The sequence below is a fragment of the Oscillibacter sp. genome (assembly GCF_028693505.1).
Lineage (GTDB): Bacteria > Bacillota > Clostridia > Oscillospirales > Oscillospiraceae > Oscillibacter.
The window spans coordinates 31,978-46,253 of sequence record NZ_JAQUVF010000004.1; the positions used below are offsets into that span (position 1 = coordinate 31,978).

Genomic DNA, 14,276 nt, shown 5'->3' on the forward strand with positions numbered 1-14,276 from the left:
GAGCCTTTCCATGATTATTCGTTCCAAAGCGCCGCTGCGGCTGGGACTGGCCGGCGGCGGCACAGACGTGTCGCCCTACTGCGATACCTTCGGCGGTGTCGTGCTGAACGCCACCATCGATTTGTACGCTTACTGTACGATTGAGCCCACCGATGATGGCAAGGTGGAGTTTTATGCTGCCGACCGCAACGAGCGGCTCACCGCCCCCGCCGGCGCTCTGCCGCTGGAAGGCGCTCTGCCGCTGCACCGGGGGATGTACAACCGCATTGTTCAGGATTTCTGCAATGGAAAGCCGCTGTCGCTGCGGATGACCACCTATTCCGACGCTCCCGCAGGCAGCGGTCTCGGCTCCTCCTCCACCATGGTGGTGGCCATGCTGAAGGCTTATATGGAGTGGCTGAATCTGCCTCTGGGTGAGTATGACATGGCGGCGCTGGCCTATCAGGTGGAGCGGGAGGATCTGAAGCTCTCCGGCGGCAAGCAGGATCAGTACGCGGCCACCTTTGGCGGCTTCAATTATATGGAGTTTTATGGGGACGATCGGGTCATCGTCAATCCGTTGCGGCTGAAAAACTGGATCAAAAACGAACTGGAAAGCTCTCTGGTGCTGTACTATACCGGCACCTCCCGGGACAGTGCCAAGATTATCGACGAGCAGGTGCGCTGTCAAAGCAGCGAGAAATCGATGGAGGGAATGCACGAGCTGAAGCGCCAGGCATCGTTGATGAAGGAGGCCATTCTTAAAGGCGATTTCGACGGGTTCGCGGACTGTCTGCGCGCTGGGTGGGAGGCTAAGAAAAAGACCTCCTCCGTGATCTCTAATCCCCAGATTGATGAAATGTATCGCTACATTATGGAAAACGGCGGCAAGGCCGCCAAGATCAGCGGTGCCGGTGGCGGCGGCTTTATGATGGTGGTCTGCGACCCCAAGCGGCGCTTCCAGCTGGTGGAAAAGCTGAAACAAACAGACGGGCGTGTCATGGTGACCAGCTTTACAGAGCGTGGCACACAGGCCTGGACGCTGTATTGACATTTAAAAGGCTATTCTTTTTGAAACAGGAGGGCATACCCATGCGGAACACCACTCGTGCCATCATTTCGGATCTGGCAGTGCGCTACCCGGCGCTGGCGGTTTGCGAACCGTCTGTCATGGCGGCAGCGGAGGCACTGCTGCGCTGCTTCTCCGGCGGCGGACAGCTGCTGGTCTGCGGCAACGGCGGCAGTGCTTCGGACAGCGAGCACATCGTGGGCGAGCTGATGAAAACCTTTATGCTGGATCGCCCTCTGGACGAGACCATGTGCGAAAAGCTCCGCATGGCATACCCGGATCATGCGGAGAATATGATCGCCAATCTGCAGCGAGCGGTACCCGCCATCTCGCTGGTCAGCGAGACGGCACTCATGACAGCCTACACCAACGATAATTCTGCGGAGATGGCCTTTGCCCAGCAGGTTTTAAGCTATGGCCGCCCCGGCGATATATTGCTGGCCATCACGACCTCTGGTAATTCCGCCAACGTGCTCAATGCCGCCCGGATTGCCCGGGTGATCGGCGTGGAGGTGCTGGGGTTAACGGGGGAGAGCGGCGGCAGGCTGAAAGCCCTCAGCGATCAGTGCATCTGCGCACCCTCTGCCGTGACCTATCAGATTCAGGAATATCATCTGCCGATTTACCACTGCCTGTGCGCCTGTGTAGAAAACGAGCTGTTTGGAGGGATCGCATGAGAGAGGCGATCGTACTTGCAGGCGGGTTCGGCACCCGGCTTGCCCATATTGTCTCGGACGTGCCAAAGCCCATGGCCCCGGTCTGCGGCCGGCCGTTTCTGCGCTTTCTTCTGGATGACCTCCAGCAAAAGGGCACGGAGCGGGTGATTTTGGCCACCGGCTATAAGCACTCGTGCATCGAGGATTTTTTCGGCACCCACTACCGGGGCATGGAAATCCTCTACTCTCCGGAGAATACCCCATTGGGCACCGGCGGTGCCATCAAGCAGGCGCTGTCGCTGTGCCGGGAGGATTGGGTGGCCGTTTTAAACGGCGATACTTATTTTGATGTGGATTTTGCTGCGCTGGAGCAGGCGAAACGCCCTGACGCCATCGTGCTGGCGGCCAAGCGGATGCACGATTTTGATCGCTACGGTGCGTTGGAATTGACTGGCGGCGCAGTGACGGCTTTTCGGGAAAAAGCGCCCTGCCGGGAGGGACTCATCAACGGCGGCGTGTATCTCATGGAGCGCACGTCGATGGAATCTGTTCCGGAGGAGCAGTTTTCCTTTGAAACGGCGGTTCTGGAGCCGTTGGCGCAGAGGAGAAACGTGCTGGCGGTGGAAAGCGGCGGCTATTTCATCGACATCGGTGTTCCGGAGGATTATGCAACCGCACAGGAGACCATGAAAGCGCTTGCGCCTGTCAACAAGGCGGCTTTTTTTGATCGGGACGGCACCATCAATGTGGATGTGCACTATCTCCACCGTCCGGAGGATCTGCGCTTTATCGATGGAATGCCCCAGTTTCTGAAGAAGTGGAACGACTGGGGCTACCAGGTGATCGTGGTCACCAATCAGGCAGGGATCGCGCGGGGGTACTACACTGCAGATGAGATGCGGGCGCTTCACCGGTACATGAATGAGCGGCTGTCGGAATACGGTGCCCATATCGACGCGTTTTACTTCTGTCCCCATCACCCGGATTTTACCGGCCCTTGCCATTGCCGTAAGCCGGAACCGGGCATGCTTGAGGACGCCATCTGGGAGTTCGATTTAAATCCGGCGCAGTGCGTCCTGTTCGGCGATCAGCCGTGGGACGTGGAGGCGGGGGAATCCTGCGGTGTAAAGAGTTTCTTTCTGGGAAAGGACTCGAACTAAACGACAACCCGTATAGATTTTTTTCGAAACGAGAGGAAAACACATGAAAGTGGCGGCGGCTAATTTACAAAAAGAGCGTTTCCTGTGGATGGATGTTTTACGCGGATTGCTGATTCTTTCAGTGGTCATCGGGCATTCCACCGGCCGGTTCAATTCGCATATTTATCAATTTCATATGGGTGCCTTTTTCTTTGTATCCGGTTATATGGCCAGACAGGAGAGACGATCCGTTCTGGAAACTTTGTACCATCGTATGTTGACCACCCTGCTGCCGGTAGTGAGTTCAGCGATCTTGTTGCTCGGCGTAACAGCTCTTATGAATGCTACAGGAGTCTATACCATTTTCTTCAGTAGCAATCTTGCCTATGCAGGTGCTTCTTTCACAATCAAGGAGTTGTTTTTTCATGGACGCTTTTATGTTTGGTGGCTAGGCGCCTGCTGGTTTATTCTGGCATTATTTAACGCCGCAATTTTCAATCGATTGTTGTTTCAAATCTGTGGCAAACGTTATAGCCTCCTTTATATGGTCGGACTTGTGATCATGTTTCTGTTTGGATATTCCGCTACTACAACCGGCTCCCATAATTTTGATTGGGATTTGGCGCTGATTGCATCTTTTTATTATGGGATTGGTTCAATTTCAGCTAAATACACGCTCATGGAAAGGCTTTCGAAAAATCGGCTGCTGTGCGGAATAGGGCTGCTGATTTCCGGAGGATTGGCTTATCTGGTTGCGCATCACTTTTTCCTGCGAATGGATTGGCCTTCCAGATCCTTTAATCATCCAGCAGTGGATATCCTGTTGGTGTTAAACGGATTGACGCTTATGTTTTTTTTAGCAGTGTTTCTCATAAAAGCTCCCGTGGTTTGCCCAATTCTGTCCTACCTTGGAAAGAACACCCTGCCCATAGTTCTCTTTCATTTTATGTGGTTTAACCTCGGATTTTATATATTGTATTTAATGGGACAGGTTTCCTTTTCCTATCTTCAAAATTTTACTCCGCAGGATGATATTTCCTATATCTGGTGGTGGCTGTTTGTGTTGATTGGCATTATTGGAAGTATTTTACTATGGCAGCCTGTTCAGCATTGCAAACCGCTTCGAATTATTTTTGGGCAGGAAAAATCTCTGTATCTGCAGGGTTGGAAAAAAATAAATTCGTTTGAAAATGTTCAAAAAGTGGATCACGCCGTGGATTCAGCATTGACTTTCATAGATGGGCAACAGCTGCACGCGGTAAAAGCCAAACTTTTACGTCATAAAAGAGTTGTCATTTTTGTAATGGCACTGATTTCTTTGGTTGCAGTAACCACTGTTGTTGCCCTGACCAACGCAAGCAGGATGCCTTCTATCATCGAATTTCCAACAAATAGCAGCGAATCCATCGGTGAAGGCTGGTTACCTCAGTCAGAGAATGAAGATTATCGTTGGACTTCCAAGCAGAGCACGGTCACTCTTGAAGCTAATGATCATGTAACAACTTTTGTTTTGGAAGGTTATATTCCGGAAACCTATACTGAAGTTAACAAGATTTCCATTTATATGGAAGACAATTTAATTTATGACCAGGAACTTTCTGCTGGTGAGGGGATTTCCATTGCGCAGGAAATTTCTCCGAATTTTACGACGAATCAAACGGTAAAAATTCAGTTGGAATTTAATGCTGAGCATAACCCTGATGCAAATGATCCAGATCAAAGAATAATGAGTATGCTTGTAACGAAAATTGGTTTTCAATAAGCCTCATTTCAACATCAAGTGCAGGCTATATTTTTTGATTGAGAGAATGACTGAACTTATCAACTACTGTGCAGCATCCTTGATTGGAAAGACGGCAGCATCAATGTCGGTATGTAATACCGCGGCGCATGGTTTGGGAGAACCGTGCTGTTTGGATACTCAAATATATAAAATGTGTGGAATTAGCTTCGGAGGAGAATAACATGGAAAAAATGCAGGAAATTTGGCAGAAGAAACGAAAACGACTGGGGTTATGGATTCCTCTGGGGCTCTTTCTGGTGCTGAGTATTCTTGTACTGGGGTTGTTCTGCGCGGATTACGGGACGGTCAATGCCACCTCCGGTGAGAAGTACCGCAGCATGGATGAATATTTGTTTCCGGATTATCTGAAAACGCCGGATGATGGGATCACACAGTATTTTGTGCCGCAGCATTCGAATCTGAAGGATATTCAAATTCGTCTGGCCTTTGCAAGCCCGGAGTTGCTGGAAGAATTTGGCGCCACCATCGCGCTGACGATCCGTGATGCACAGGGCAATGAACTGCAGCGCGTAGAGGTTCCGGATGAAGATGCTCCCAACTGGGGGTACTATGTTCTGTCGATGGATATGTCGCTGAAAAAGGGACAAACCTACAGTTTGACCCTTCAGCAGCTACAGGCCTACTGCGAAGAAAGCACCGGTGAATTCCGGCTCTCCTACGAACCGTTTATCTATTCGGACGGGAATGCAGGGGAGATACCGGCGGAAAATCTCCGCTGCGAATGGAACGGGGTCGAACAGGACTACCAGATGGATCTCTACTATGAATACACCTGCAGAAATGACAACTTGTTTCATTTGACTCTCTTAATTCTGGTACTGCTGGCGGTTCTGGTTTTGGCCGGTCTGTTTTCCGAGACGCGCGGCGCCAAAATTACGGCCGCACTGCTGGTTGTTCTCTCTCCGCTTCTCTGGTTCATCCTTACCGAGCTAATTACCGGAAATCTGGATACAATCGAACATTCCTATTGGAAAATCAATCTGGCAATCTACTATTCCGTTCTTCTGTTGGGTTATTTTCTGATCCGGAATTCGAAAATTGTACTGGCGCTGGGCTATGCGTTTTTCCCGCTGCTGGCGCTGGTGCAGTACTATGTAAATTCGTTCCGGGGGCGTCCATTCCTGATAATTGATATTGCCAGTCTGAAAACTGCCGCCAGCGTCATGGGCAGCTATGATTTCAGTATCGGGACAGCCTCCTGTCTGATTGCCTTGGTGTGCAGCGCAGGTTTGCTCTGCGGTTCGATTCTGCTGCCAAATATCTGCGGAAAACGCTTTTGCGCTTTTGGTAGAGTGCTGTCCGCTGTCTGTATAGTTGCCGTCTGCGCCGGTCTGTGCAGTCGTAGCGTCATGGCTCATTTCAGCTGTTTCTCTATTAATAATTGGGATCCTTCTGTCCCGTATACACACCGTGGATACCTTTGCGCATTGCTGCCACAGCTACAATATATCCACACAGAGATCCCGGATGGTTATTCCTCGGAAGCCGTGGAGGATATAGCACAGTCTGAGGAAACGCCGTCCCCTGTAACAAACACAAAGGCTCAAAATCTTATTCTGATCATGAATGAGAGCTGGTCAGATTTCCGGGTAATCGGGGAATTTGATCAGCAGGACACCATCATGCCAAACATTGATGCCTTAACAGAAAATGTAATCCAAGGCCATCTTTATATGTCCGGCTTTGGTGCCTGCACAGCAAATTCCGAATATCAGGCACTGACCGGAAACTGTATGCAGCTGTTTGACACGCCTTCGCTGGTTCCCTACCATTTTTATATACACGATCATGAAACGGGACTGGTTTCAACACTGAAATCACAGGGCTTTTCGTCGCAGGCACTGCATCCGAATAATGCCACCAACTATAATCGAAACATTGTGTATTCCCAGATGGGATTTGATGAGTTTCTGTCTATTACAGAGTGGCCCGGCAAGTGGAACAAGCCCCTCCGGGGCGTAGTGACGGATTCTGCAGCCTACGGCCTGTTAATTGAAGAATATGAGCAACAGGAAGCAGGGAAGCCGTTCTTTTCGTTTATGGTCACCATGCAAAATCACGGCGGATACACCAACGCAGAGTTTGAATCCACCGTGGATTTGAACTTAGACCAGGAGTATCCGCAGGCGGAACAGTATTTGTCAATTCAAAAATACAGCGATACAGCATTTATGGAGCTGATTGAGTATTTTGAAAATGTGGACGAGCCCACCATGGTGGTCATGTTCGGTGACCACATGCCCTCTATCGAACAGGGTTTTTATGAGGAACTGTACGGAGCGCCGCTGAGCGAACTCTCCTTTGAAGAACTGCAGCAGCGCTACTGCACGCCCATGGTAATCTGGGCGAACTACGACATTGATGAGGCCGCAGGCGTCGAGATGAGTGCAAATTATCTGGGCAGCTATCTGCTGGAGCAGGCCGGTCTGGAGATGACTGACTATAATCGTTTCCTGCTGGCAGCGATGGAGGAAATCCCGGTGATCAACAACCAAGCCGTGCGGGATGCAGCAGGGGAGTGGTATTCCTTTGCAGAACTCCCGGATCATCTGGCAGAGTTGCTGCAAAAATATCGCATCTTGCAATACAACAATGTCTTTGGCGCAAACGAAAAGGTTGCGGACGCGTTCTCCCTGTCAGACGGAGGAAACTAAACAGCACTTACCCGATTGATTGGAAAAATTAAGGAGTTATTTATGGAAGAACTGTCCGCAGAGAAATTAGCAGCCACGAACCGGATTCACATTGCTCCGATTTTGCTGGGCTACATCATTTACGTCATTTTTTTGTCCATGACAGATCTGCTGGCACTGCCGCTGTACTATCTGGATGCCAACCGGTTTTTGCCGGTGGCAATCGGACTTGCGGCAGCGCTGACTGTGTTGCTGGTGGTGCGGACAAGGAAATATATCAGCATTGAGACGCTTCGCCTGCAAAAATCTTGGCTTGTGTACGGTGGAATTCTTTTGGCAATTGCCTTTTTGCGCGGTCTTGCGCCGGATCTGTCCCACGATGTCAGCATGGCACGTGTATTTTGGCAGTACCCCGGTTTTGCTGATAATATCAGCTATAATGTTTTCCCCGCCGGATTCACCTTTTTCTTTCCGTTGAGCGACCGCATTTTCTATTACCCACGGCTGCTGCTGGGCTGCCGGCTCGGTATGCTGATGAATGCTTTTTTGCTGATTTTAATCTACCGGCAGGTTTGGGATCTGCTGCATCGGCTCGTAGGGAGCCGTCTTGAAGAGATCCGCACTGCATATGCCGAAAGAGCGGTTCAACAACCGCTCATAGGGATTCTAAACTATTTAATCAGCGAAGAATTTCTGGCTTTTATGGCGGTAACGCTGTATTATTCGCTGGCAGATCTTGGCACCTATATGATTGATCTGGTTGCCATTCCGCTGTTGCTCTGGCTGGTGAAGCGGGTTCTGGACGGACGTCGTCATGATGCCGCCGTTGCAGAGTTGATCTTTGTTGCGGTGCTCTGCGGTCTCTGCTTCGCTCTGAAGTTCACAAATGTTATTTTTGTTGCGCCCCTGCTGCTGATTTATCTGTGGCAGAACCGCAAAGCCATTCACCCCGGCATTTTTTGTTTGTGCCTGCTGCTGGGACTGCTTCCCTCTGTGCCCTATTTGCTGTACGCCTACACCAGTACGGGAAATCCGGTTTTCTGGACATTTAATTCCATTTTTAAATCCCCTTACTACCCAGATACGGACTTCAAGGATACTCGCTGGGGCCCGCAAAACTGGAAGGACTTTCTGCTCTGGCCGTTTCATCTGATTTTTAATTACAGTGAAAATGTAGCCGAAATCTCATTTCTCCCCCAAGTCTATCTGCTGTTTGGCTATGTGGGGGCAGGGTGTGCCGCGCTGCGCTACCGTAAGCACAAAGAGGAGAAACCCTTGCTGCTGGTGGCAGCGGTATTTATGATTTTCACACTCTTTTGGCTGAAAAGTACCGGGTATCCCCGCTATGCGATTCTCTGCGAAATTCTGGCTCTGCTTCTGGCAGCCGCATGGCTGATTTCCTTTCTGGAGTCCAAAAAACGTTGGAAGCGAGCCGTGGCCGTCCTGTCCCTGCTTGTCCTTTTCGCACAATGCATGGTAAACACGGGAGCGGCTGCGTTGAATCTTTATGACTGGAGTTTTCGGGAAAGGATTGTATCCACAAGTGCAATTACCAGCTATTATAGATTAAATGCTGCGGAGCTGTTCACCGATCGCGGCTTAATCGGCACGGAGGAGCAGCGGGAGCGGGTGGATGTGTTTCTCTCCACCCATATTCGTCATAGTATGATGAAGGTGCTGGACCCCGACGCGGCAATTGTGAACGGTAGCTATATCGTGAATTACTTATTGGCGCTTAAAGATGAAAAGGGCATTGATTATGTTTCTTATTATTTTGGAAAATTAAAAGAAGAAGAGGCAAATGGCGCAAGAATTTATGATATGGCAATAGCCGGCGAATATGATTCTTTTTGCGACAGTGCCAATTCCGTCGGTGCGGAAATCATTTCCCTGGAGGAAGTAGACGGATACTTTGTAGGCAAAGATACGCCTATTTTAATAGGTTATTCCATGACAGGAAAAGAAAATACTTGTACGGATTTATCAACTCAACCAAGTTTTGAAATTCCGGCAGGAAGCGCAGCTGTTCATATTTCCGGTATCGCCTGTCTGCCCTCCTATGTACAATGGGATGCGGTTAACCCAATTGTGCAGATTTGTATATCTGCAGCTGGAGAAAGCGTTGCGTTGCTGACCCTTGAAATTCCTCAGCATGAGTATATTCAAATTGATCAACTACTTGACGTGTCCCAGTATACACAATCGGGTTCGGCAACGCTCTCTATCAGCGACGTGTCCGAACAATCAATAGCCGGTAATATATTTAATCTGGAGGTATTACCGCAATGAGAAGCCTTGTCATGATTCCGGCGTACAACGAGGAATGCAATATCCTCAATACCATTGCCGACATTCGACGGCACGCCCCGGAAATGGATTATATTGTCATTAACGACTGCTCCACGGACCACACTGAGGAAATTCTGAAAGAGAATGGGATTCCCTATCTGAATCATCCAGTTAATTTGGGTATCGGCGGCGGCGTCCAAAGCGGCTATCGTTACGCGAAAGACAACGGGTATGACATTGCCATTCAGTTTGACGGTGACGGTCAGCACGAAGCGCAGTATTTACATACGCTGATTGCTCCCATCGAAACGGATGCCGCGGACTTTGCGATTGGATCTCGTTTCCTTGAAAATGAAGGCTTCCAGTCCTCTTTTTTGCGGCGGTTCGGAATTAATTTTTTAAGCGGAATGATTCATCTGCTGTGCGGTATTCGAGTCAATGATGTCACCAGCGGAATGCGAGCCGTCAACCGATCGCTGATTGAAGCGTTTGCACAGGATTATGCACAGGATTATCCCGAGCCTGAGGCGATTTTGGCCGCGGGTTTGAAGGGGGCACGGATTCTGGAAATTCCGGTACAGATGCGGGAACGACAGGGCGGGACAAGCTCTATCAATGCGCTGCGCTCGGTCTATTACATGATTAAAGTAACCTTGGCGCTGTTTTTCTCTGCGATGTCAGCGCCGAGAGACAGGAGGAAGCTGCATGAGTAAAACATTGCAGATCGCGATGCTGCTGGCAGTACTGCTGTATTTCATCCTGCTCATCAGAATGTTGAAGAAGAAAACGCTCAACCTGAAATACACGCTGCTGTGGCTGTTTTCCGGGGTTTTGATGCTGCTGCTGGCGACATTCCCCGGTTTTCTGGATTGGTTTTCAAAGCTGGTGGGGATCTATGAACCGACCAATGCTTTGTTTGCAATCATCTTCTTCTGCGTGATCATCATTCTGATGTCGCTGACGGCGATTGTCTCAAAGTTGAACGAAAAAAATAAGCGGCTGATCCAATCTGTTGCCCTCTTGGAAAAGCGGGTTCGTGAACTGGAGGAAAGAACATGAAAATGACGTTGCTCTGCCTGTTAAATACGTGCCTGATGGCCACCGGACAGATGCTGTTCAAGGTCGGTTCCGGCGGCAAAGAGCTGCACGGCGTTGTGGATATTATCCGCCTGTTCTTTACCCCGGTGGTTCTGGTTGCTCTGTGCCTGTATGCCGCCACCACAGGGCTGTGGCTCTATATTCTCAGCAGAATGCCAATCAGTCATGCCTATCCCATTCAGGCGCTTGCGTTTCCGCTGGTGCTGCTGGCGTCAATGGTTTTCTTCCACGAACAGATCTCTGTTACCAAATGGATTGGCATTGCAGTGATTGTCTGCGGTGTATTCATTGCAACGAGAGGATGATACGTCATGGAAAAACCAAAGGACTGGGAGGCCATCATCGGTCTCCGGGAACATCTGGATCAAATGCTGGAGATGGCGTGTGAATACTATTGTCAGGACACTGACATTTCTAAAAAGGACTTCATCCAGCATGAAAATTTTGAAAATCCGGCAGGGCTGCTCTGATTGACCTTGCGTGGGATAAAGCGACCTGCCATCTGGCAGGTCAGTATGTGATCTGGCCAATGCGTTTTTTACCATGGGCGATTATGATGTAATCTGAGGAAATTATGAAAAATATATTTACAATTGATACAGAAGATTGGTTTCATGCAAATTATGAGGACGGATTATTTTAAAATGATGCATTCGTAAAGTCAACGGTAGAGCGTAATACCGCGTTTTATCTGGAAGTACTTGCTAAAAATTACTTCACAGCAGCATCCTTTGTTCTTGGTTTTGTGGCAGAGCAGCATCCCCAGCTGGTCAGGCGCATTGCCGAAGCCGGGCATGAAATTACGAGCCATGGATATGGACACCAATTGGTATATCGGCAGACCCACGCAGAATTCCGTGAGGATCTTCGACGCAGCAAGAGGATGCTGGAGGATCTGATTGTGAAACCGGTGTGCGGCTACCGTGCGCCCTGCTGATCGATTACGGAAAACGGCTTCTGGGCGCTCTCCGTTCTGGAAGAAGAGGGCGTTTCCGTTGACAGCAGTATTTTCCCGTTTAAAAACTTCCTTTATGGGGCAGCTAGGGCGCCACGTTTTCCGTATCAGGCGGTCAAGTGTGCTCCCACGGCGCAAATGCTCATTGAGATTCCCCCTCCACCATTCATGTGCCGGGATTAAATGTTCCGTTTTCAGGCAGGTTTTATTTCCGCACAATGCTGTATGGGTTTATCAACGTGTTTACGCACCGGATCAATTCTCAGTGCAAGCCGGTTGTCTTTTATCTGCATCCTCGGAAAATTGACCCGGAACAGCCCCGGCTGAACTTGAGCCGGTGGGATGCCTTAATTCACTATTACAGAATCAGTCACTGCAGAGCGAAAAGGGAGCATCTTCTCGAAAAGTTTTCCTGTGAATCAATTGGAAGTGTATTGCAGAGTGATTTTTATTTATATATATAATGAATGGAATGATATCTTATTTGAAACTTTTGCTTACTACCATTCCTGGCAAGTTACTCTCTACATTCCTACTATCGATGGTACCCGTCATCGAGCTACGGGGCGGGCTGCCTTATGGTATTGCGCTGGGGTTAGATTATCCGCTGGCATTGGCAGCAGCGGTACTGGGAAATATGGTGCCTGTTCCGTTTATTGTCCTGTACATTCGCCATATTTTTGCCTGGCTGCGGAAGCGGAGTGTCTGGTGGAATGAAAAGATTACCAAGTTGGAGAAGAGGGCCCACCTGAAGGGCCGTCTCGTACATAAGTACAGTGCCATTGGACTTTGCGTCTTGGTGGCAATCCCGTTACCCGGCACTGGTGCGTGGACCGGAGCGCTGGTAGCCGCACTCTTGGATATGCGACTAAAAAGTGCCATTCCATCTATCTTTTTAGGCGTCTGCATTGCAGCAGGGATTATGACCGTTGTGACGACGGGCATCATTCATATCTTATGATTTCAAGCCACTTGATGCCGCGAAGCGTTTGATATTGTGCCAATTCCCACAGGCTTAGTTCTCCGTCCACATGCCACTCCATGACAACTTCTGCAGCTGGCCTCCACGCCCGATACTCCGCCTCCTGACCAATTGCCAGGGCACGGCTAAAACGCATGACATAAGCTTTATTTCGCCGCTGATAGAGGGATGAGCCCTCGTCAGCGGCGATTTTTTTGTATTTTTCCTTGGTCAACAGCTTGCCATTTGATACTCTCCGCCTTTTGTGGTATACTAAATCCATAAGATTGCCGCCCAGGAATATCTGGAGCTGTTTCGAGAGGGTGCGGGGGACCGCACGACGATTGCGACAAGCTGACGGCACAAGAACGGAGAATCATTTTCATGACCTTTGAGCAATTGCAACTATCTCAGCCGCTGCTGAATGCCATTCGGCATCAGGGCTACATAGAGCCCACTCCCATTCAGCAGCAGGCCATCCCACACCTTTTGGAAAAACAAGATCTGATTGGCTGTGCGCAGACCGGCACCGGAAAAACCGCCGCATTTGCCCTGCCAATCCTTCAACTTTTGTCTCAATCGCGCGCCAAGCAGGTGCGTGCACTGATTTTAACGCCGACCAGAGAGCTGGCGATTCAGATTTTGGAGTGTTTTCAAAGCTATGGAGAAAACCTGCCCCTGCGAGCTGCGGCCATCTTCGGCGGCGTTGGGCAGGAGCCGCAGGTAACGGCGCTGCAGCGCGGTGTGGATGTCCTCATCGCCACGCCGGGCCGTCTGTGCGATTTAATGCAGCAGGGCTACGTAAAGCTGGACCGACTGGAAATTTTCGTGCTGGACGAAGCGGACCGGATGCTGGACATGGGCTTTTTGCGGGATGTGAAAAAGGTGCTGGCCGCCTTACCGAAGCAGCGCCAGACCTTGCTCTTTAGCGCCACCATGCCTCGAGAGATCGAGTCGCTGGCCCGCACCATGCTCCATGAGCCGGTGACGGTAAAGGTAAACCCCGTCACCGACACCGCCACCGCCGTACAGCAGAGCGTGTACCTGATCGATAAGAAAAACAAAAAATATCTGCTTCAGGAAATCCTTAAGCGTGGCATTACCAGCGCTCTGGTTTTCACCAGAACCAAGTATGGTGCCAACGACGTGGTCAAGGACCTCGCCAAGGCGGGCATCGAGGCAATGGCCATCCACGGAAACAAGAGCCAGACCGCCAGACAGACAGCACTTAGCAGCTTCAAAAGCGGGAAAATCAAGGTGCTGGTCGCCACAGACATTGCCGCTCGCGGCATCGATGTGCCGGAATTGTCCCACGTCATCAACTACGAGCTGCCCAACGAGCCGGAGACCTACATCCATCGGGTGGGCCGAACGGGCCGAGCAGGACTGGGCGGCATCGCCATCAGCTTTTGCGACTATGACGAGCTGGATTATCTAAAGGATATTGAAAAGCTCATCGGAAAGACCATTCCGCGGGAAACCTCCAAGTGGCCCATGGAAATTTTGCAAAAGACGGTGAAGCAGCCCCGCACAGCGCCATCTTCCGTCAGACGGCGGACCGCTGCTGCGTCCGGGGAAGTGCACGCAGCAAAACGGAGCGCACCCAGACGGCAGCCGTCGGTGGTGAAGAGCCGTCCGGTAGAAAAGCGGCAGAGACGGCGTCCGTAAAGGTAAAGCACTTTATTTATTTACA

General features: G+C 50.3%; 14 protein-coding genes and 1 pseudogene. 14 read left to right on the forward strand and 1 reads right to left on the reverse strand.

Annotation, left to right across the window (positions count from 1 at the left end; all coding sequences use genetic code 11):
* Positions 1-10: 10 nt before the first annotated feature.
* From PHI30_RS02085 to PHI30_RS02140, 13 genes and pseudogenes are all read left to right on the forward strand, one after another.
* The gene (locus PHI30_RS02085; RefSeq protein ID WP_300023238.1) at positions 11-1,030 is read left to right on the forward strand and encodes a dehydrogenase; all 1,020 of its coding nucleotides are present in this window, start codon (positions 11-13) and stop codon (positions 1,028-1,030) included.
* 41 nt (positions 1,031-1,071) lie between these two features.
* Positions 1,072-1,725 carry an SIS domain-containing protein gene (locus PHI30_RS02090; protein WP_300023241.1) on the forward strand — a complete coding sequence of 218 codons (654 nt, stop codon included), beginning with the start codon at positions 1,072-1,074 and terminating at the stop codon, positions 1,723-1,725.
* Positions 1,722-2,864: an HAD-IIIA family hydrolase gene (locus PHI30_RS02095; protein WP_300023243.1), complete on the forward strand. Its 1,143-nt coding sequence runs from the start codon at positions 1,722-1,724 to the stop codon at positions 2,862-2,864. The genes PHI30_RS02090 and PHI30_RS02095 overlap by 4 nt, the downstream gene beginning before the upstream one ends.
* 43 nt (positions 2,865-2,907) lie before the next feature.
* Positions 2,908-4,605 (forward strand): acyltransferase, encoded by a 1,698-nt coding sequence (locus PHI30_RS02100; protein WP_300023246.1) that lies wholly within the window; start codon positions 2,908-2,910, stop codon positions 4,603-4,605.
* Positions 4,606-4,808: 203 nt separating this feature from the next.
* A complete protein-coding gene (locus PHI30_RS02105; protein WP_300023249.1) occupies positions 4,809-7,301 on the forward strand; it encodes an LTA synthase family protein in 2,493 nt (830 codons plus the stop codon).
* A gap of 42 nt (positions 7,302-7,343) precedes the next feature.
* Positions 7,344-9,569: a hypothetical protein gene (locus PHI30_RS02110; RefSeq protein WP_300023252.1), complete on the forward strand. Its 2,226-nt coding sequence runs from the start codon at positions 7,344-7,346 to the stop codon at positions 9,567-9,569.
* Positions 9,566-10,282, forward strand: a complete 717-nt coding sequence (locus PHI30_RS02115; RefSeq protein ID WP_300023255.1) for a glycosyltransferase family 2 protein — start codon at positions 9,566-9,568, stop codon at positions 10,280-10,282. The genes PHI30_RS02110 and PHI30_RS02115 overlap by 4 nt, the downstream gene beginning before the upstream one ends.
* The gene (locus PHI30_RS02120) at positions 10,275-10,628 is read left to right on the forward strand and encodes a DUF2304 domain-containing protein (RefSeq protein ID WP_300023258.1); all 354 of its coding nucleotides are present in this window, start codon (positions 10,275-10,277) and stop codon (positions 10,626-10,628) included. Before PHI30_RS02115 ends, PHI30_RS02120 begins: the two co-directional genes overlap by 8 nt.
* Positions 10,625-10,972 carry an EamA family transporter gene (locus PHI30_RS02125; protein WP_300023261.1) on the forward strand — a complete coding sequence of 116 codons (348 nt, stop codon included), beginning with the start codon at positions 10,625-10,627 and terminating at the stop codon, positions 10,970-10,972. The genes PHI30_RS02120 and PHI30_RS02125 overlap by 4 nt, the downstream gene beginning before the upstream one ends.
* Before the next feature lie 6 nt (positions 10,973-10,978).
* Entirely contained in the window at positions 10,979-11,137 is a 159-nt protein-coding gene (locus PHI30_RS02130) for a hypothetical protein (RefSeq protein WP_300023263.1), read from the forward strand.
* 215 nt (positions 11,138-11,352) lie between these two features.
* A pseudogene (locus PHI30_RS02135) lies at positions 11,353-11,604 on the forward strand (polysaccharide deacetylase family protein); the annotation flags it as partial.
* Positions 11,605-11,786: 182 nt separating this feature from the next.
* The gene (locus PHI30_RS10070; RefSeq protein ID WP_367186319.1) at positions 11,787-12,086 is read left to right on the forward strand and encodes a DUF3473 domain-containing protein; all 300 of its coding nucleotides are present in this window, start codon (positions 11,787-11,789) and stop codon (positions 12,084-12,086) included.
* An 8-nt stretch (positions 12,087-12,094) separates the two neighbouring features.
* The gene (locus PHI30_RS02140) at positions 12,095-12,583 is read left to right on the forward strand and encodes a small multi-drug export protein (RefSeq protein WP_300023265.1); all 489 of its coding nucleotides are present in this window, start codon (positions 12,095-12,097) and stop codon (positions 12,581-12,583) included.
* Here the strand turns inward: PHI30_RS02140 and PHI30_RS02145 are convergent.
* Positions 12,567-12,866: a hypothetical protein gene (locus tag PHI30_RS02145; protein WP_300023268.1), complete on the reverse strand. Its 300-nt coding sequence runs from the start codon at positions 12,864-12,866 to the stop codon at positions 12,567-12,569. The two genes, PHI30_RS02140 and PHI30_RS02145, sit on opposite strands and share 17 nt — an antisense overlap.
* A gap of 101 nt (positions 12,867-12,967) precedes the next feature.
* Between PHI30_RS02145 and PHI30_RS02150 the strand changes: the two genes are divergently transcribed.
* The gene (locus PHI30_RS02150) at positions 12,968-14,251 is read left to right on the forward strand and encodes a DEAD/DEAH box helicase (protein WP_300023271.1); all 1,284 of its coding nucleotides are present in this window, start codon (positions 12,968-12,970) and stop codon (positions 14,249-14,251) included.
* Positions 14,252-14,276 lie beyond the last annotated feature (25 nt).

Coding starts and splice junctions, on each gene's coding strand:
- PHI30_RS02085 (WP_300023238.1), top strand. CDS start 11: ATGATTATTCGTTCCAAAGCGCCGCTGCGGCTGGGACTGGCCGGCGGC.
- PHI30_RS02090 (WP_300023241.1), top strand. CDS start 1,072: ATGCGGAACACCACTCGTGCCATCATTTCGGATCTGGCAGTGCGCTAC.
- PHI30_RS02095 (WP_300023243.1), top strand. CDS start 1,722: ATGAGAGAGGCGATCGTACTTGCAGGCGGGTTCGGCACCCGGCTTGCC.
- PHI30_RS02100 (WP_300023246.1), top strand. CDS start 2,908: ATGAAAGTGGCGGCGGCTAATTTACAAAAAGAGCGTTTCCTGTGGATG.
- PHI30_RS02105 (WP_300023249.1), top strand. CDS start 4,809: ATGGAAAAAATGCAGGAAATTTGGCAGAAGAAACGAAAACGACTGGGG.
- PHI30_RS02110 (WP_300023252.1), top strand. CDS start 7,344: ATGGAAGAACTGTCCGCAGAGAAATTAGCAGCCACGAACCGGATTCAC.
- PHI30_RS02115 (WP_300023255.1), top strand. CDS start 9,566: ATGAGAAGCCTTGTCATGATTCCGGCGTACAACGAGGAATGCAATATC.
- PHI30_RS02120 (WP_300023258.1), top strand. CDS start 10,275: ATGAGTAAAACATTGCAGATCGCGATGCTGCTGGCAGTACTGCTGTAT.
- PHI30_RS02125 (WP_300023261.1), top strand. CDS start 10,625: ATGAAAATGACGTTGCTCTGCCTGTTAAATACGTGCCTGATGGCCACC.
- PHI30_RS02130 (WP_300023263.1), top strand. CDS start 10,979: ATGGAAAAACCAAAGGACTGGGAGGCCATCATCGGTCTCCGGGAACAT.
- PHI30_RS02140 (WP_300023265.1), top strand. CDS start 12,095: ATGATATCTTATTTGAAACTTTTGCTTACTACCATTCCTGGCAAGTTA.
- PHI30_RS02145 (WP_300023268.1), bottom strand. CDS start 12,866: ATGGATTTAGTATACCACAAAAGGCGGAGAGTATCAAATGGCAAGCTG.
- PHI30_RS02150 (WP_300023271.1), top strand. CDS start 12,968: ATGACCTTTGAGCAATTGCAACTATCTCAGCCGCTGCTGAATGCCATT.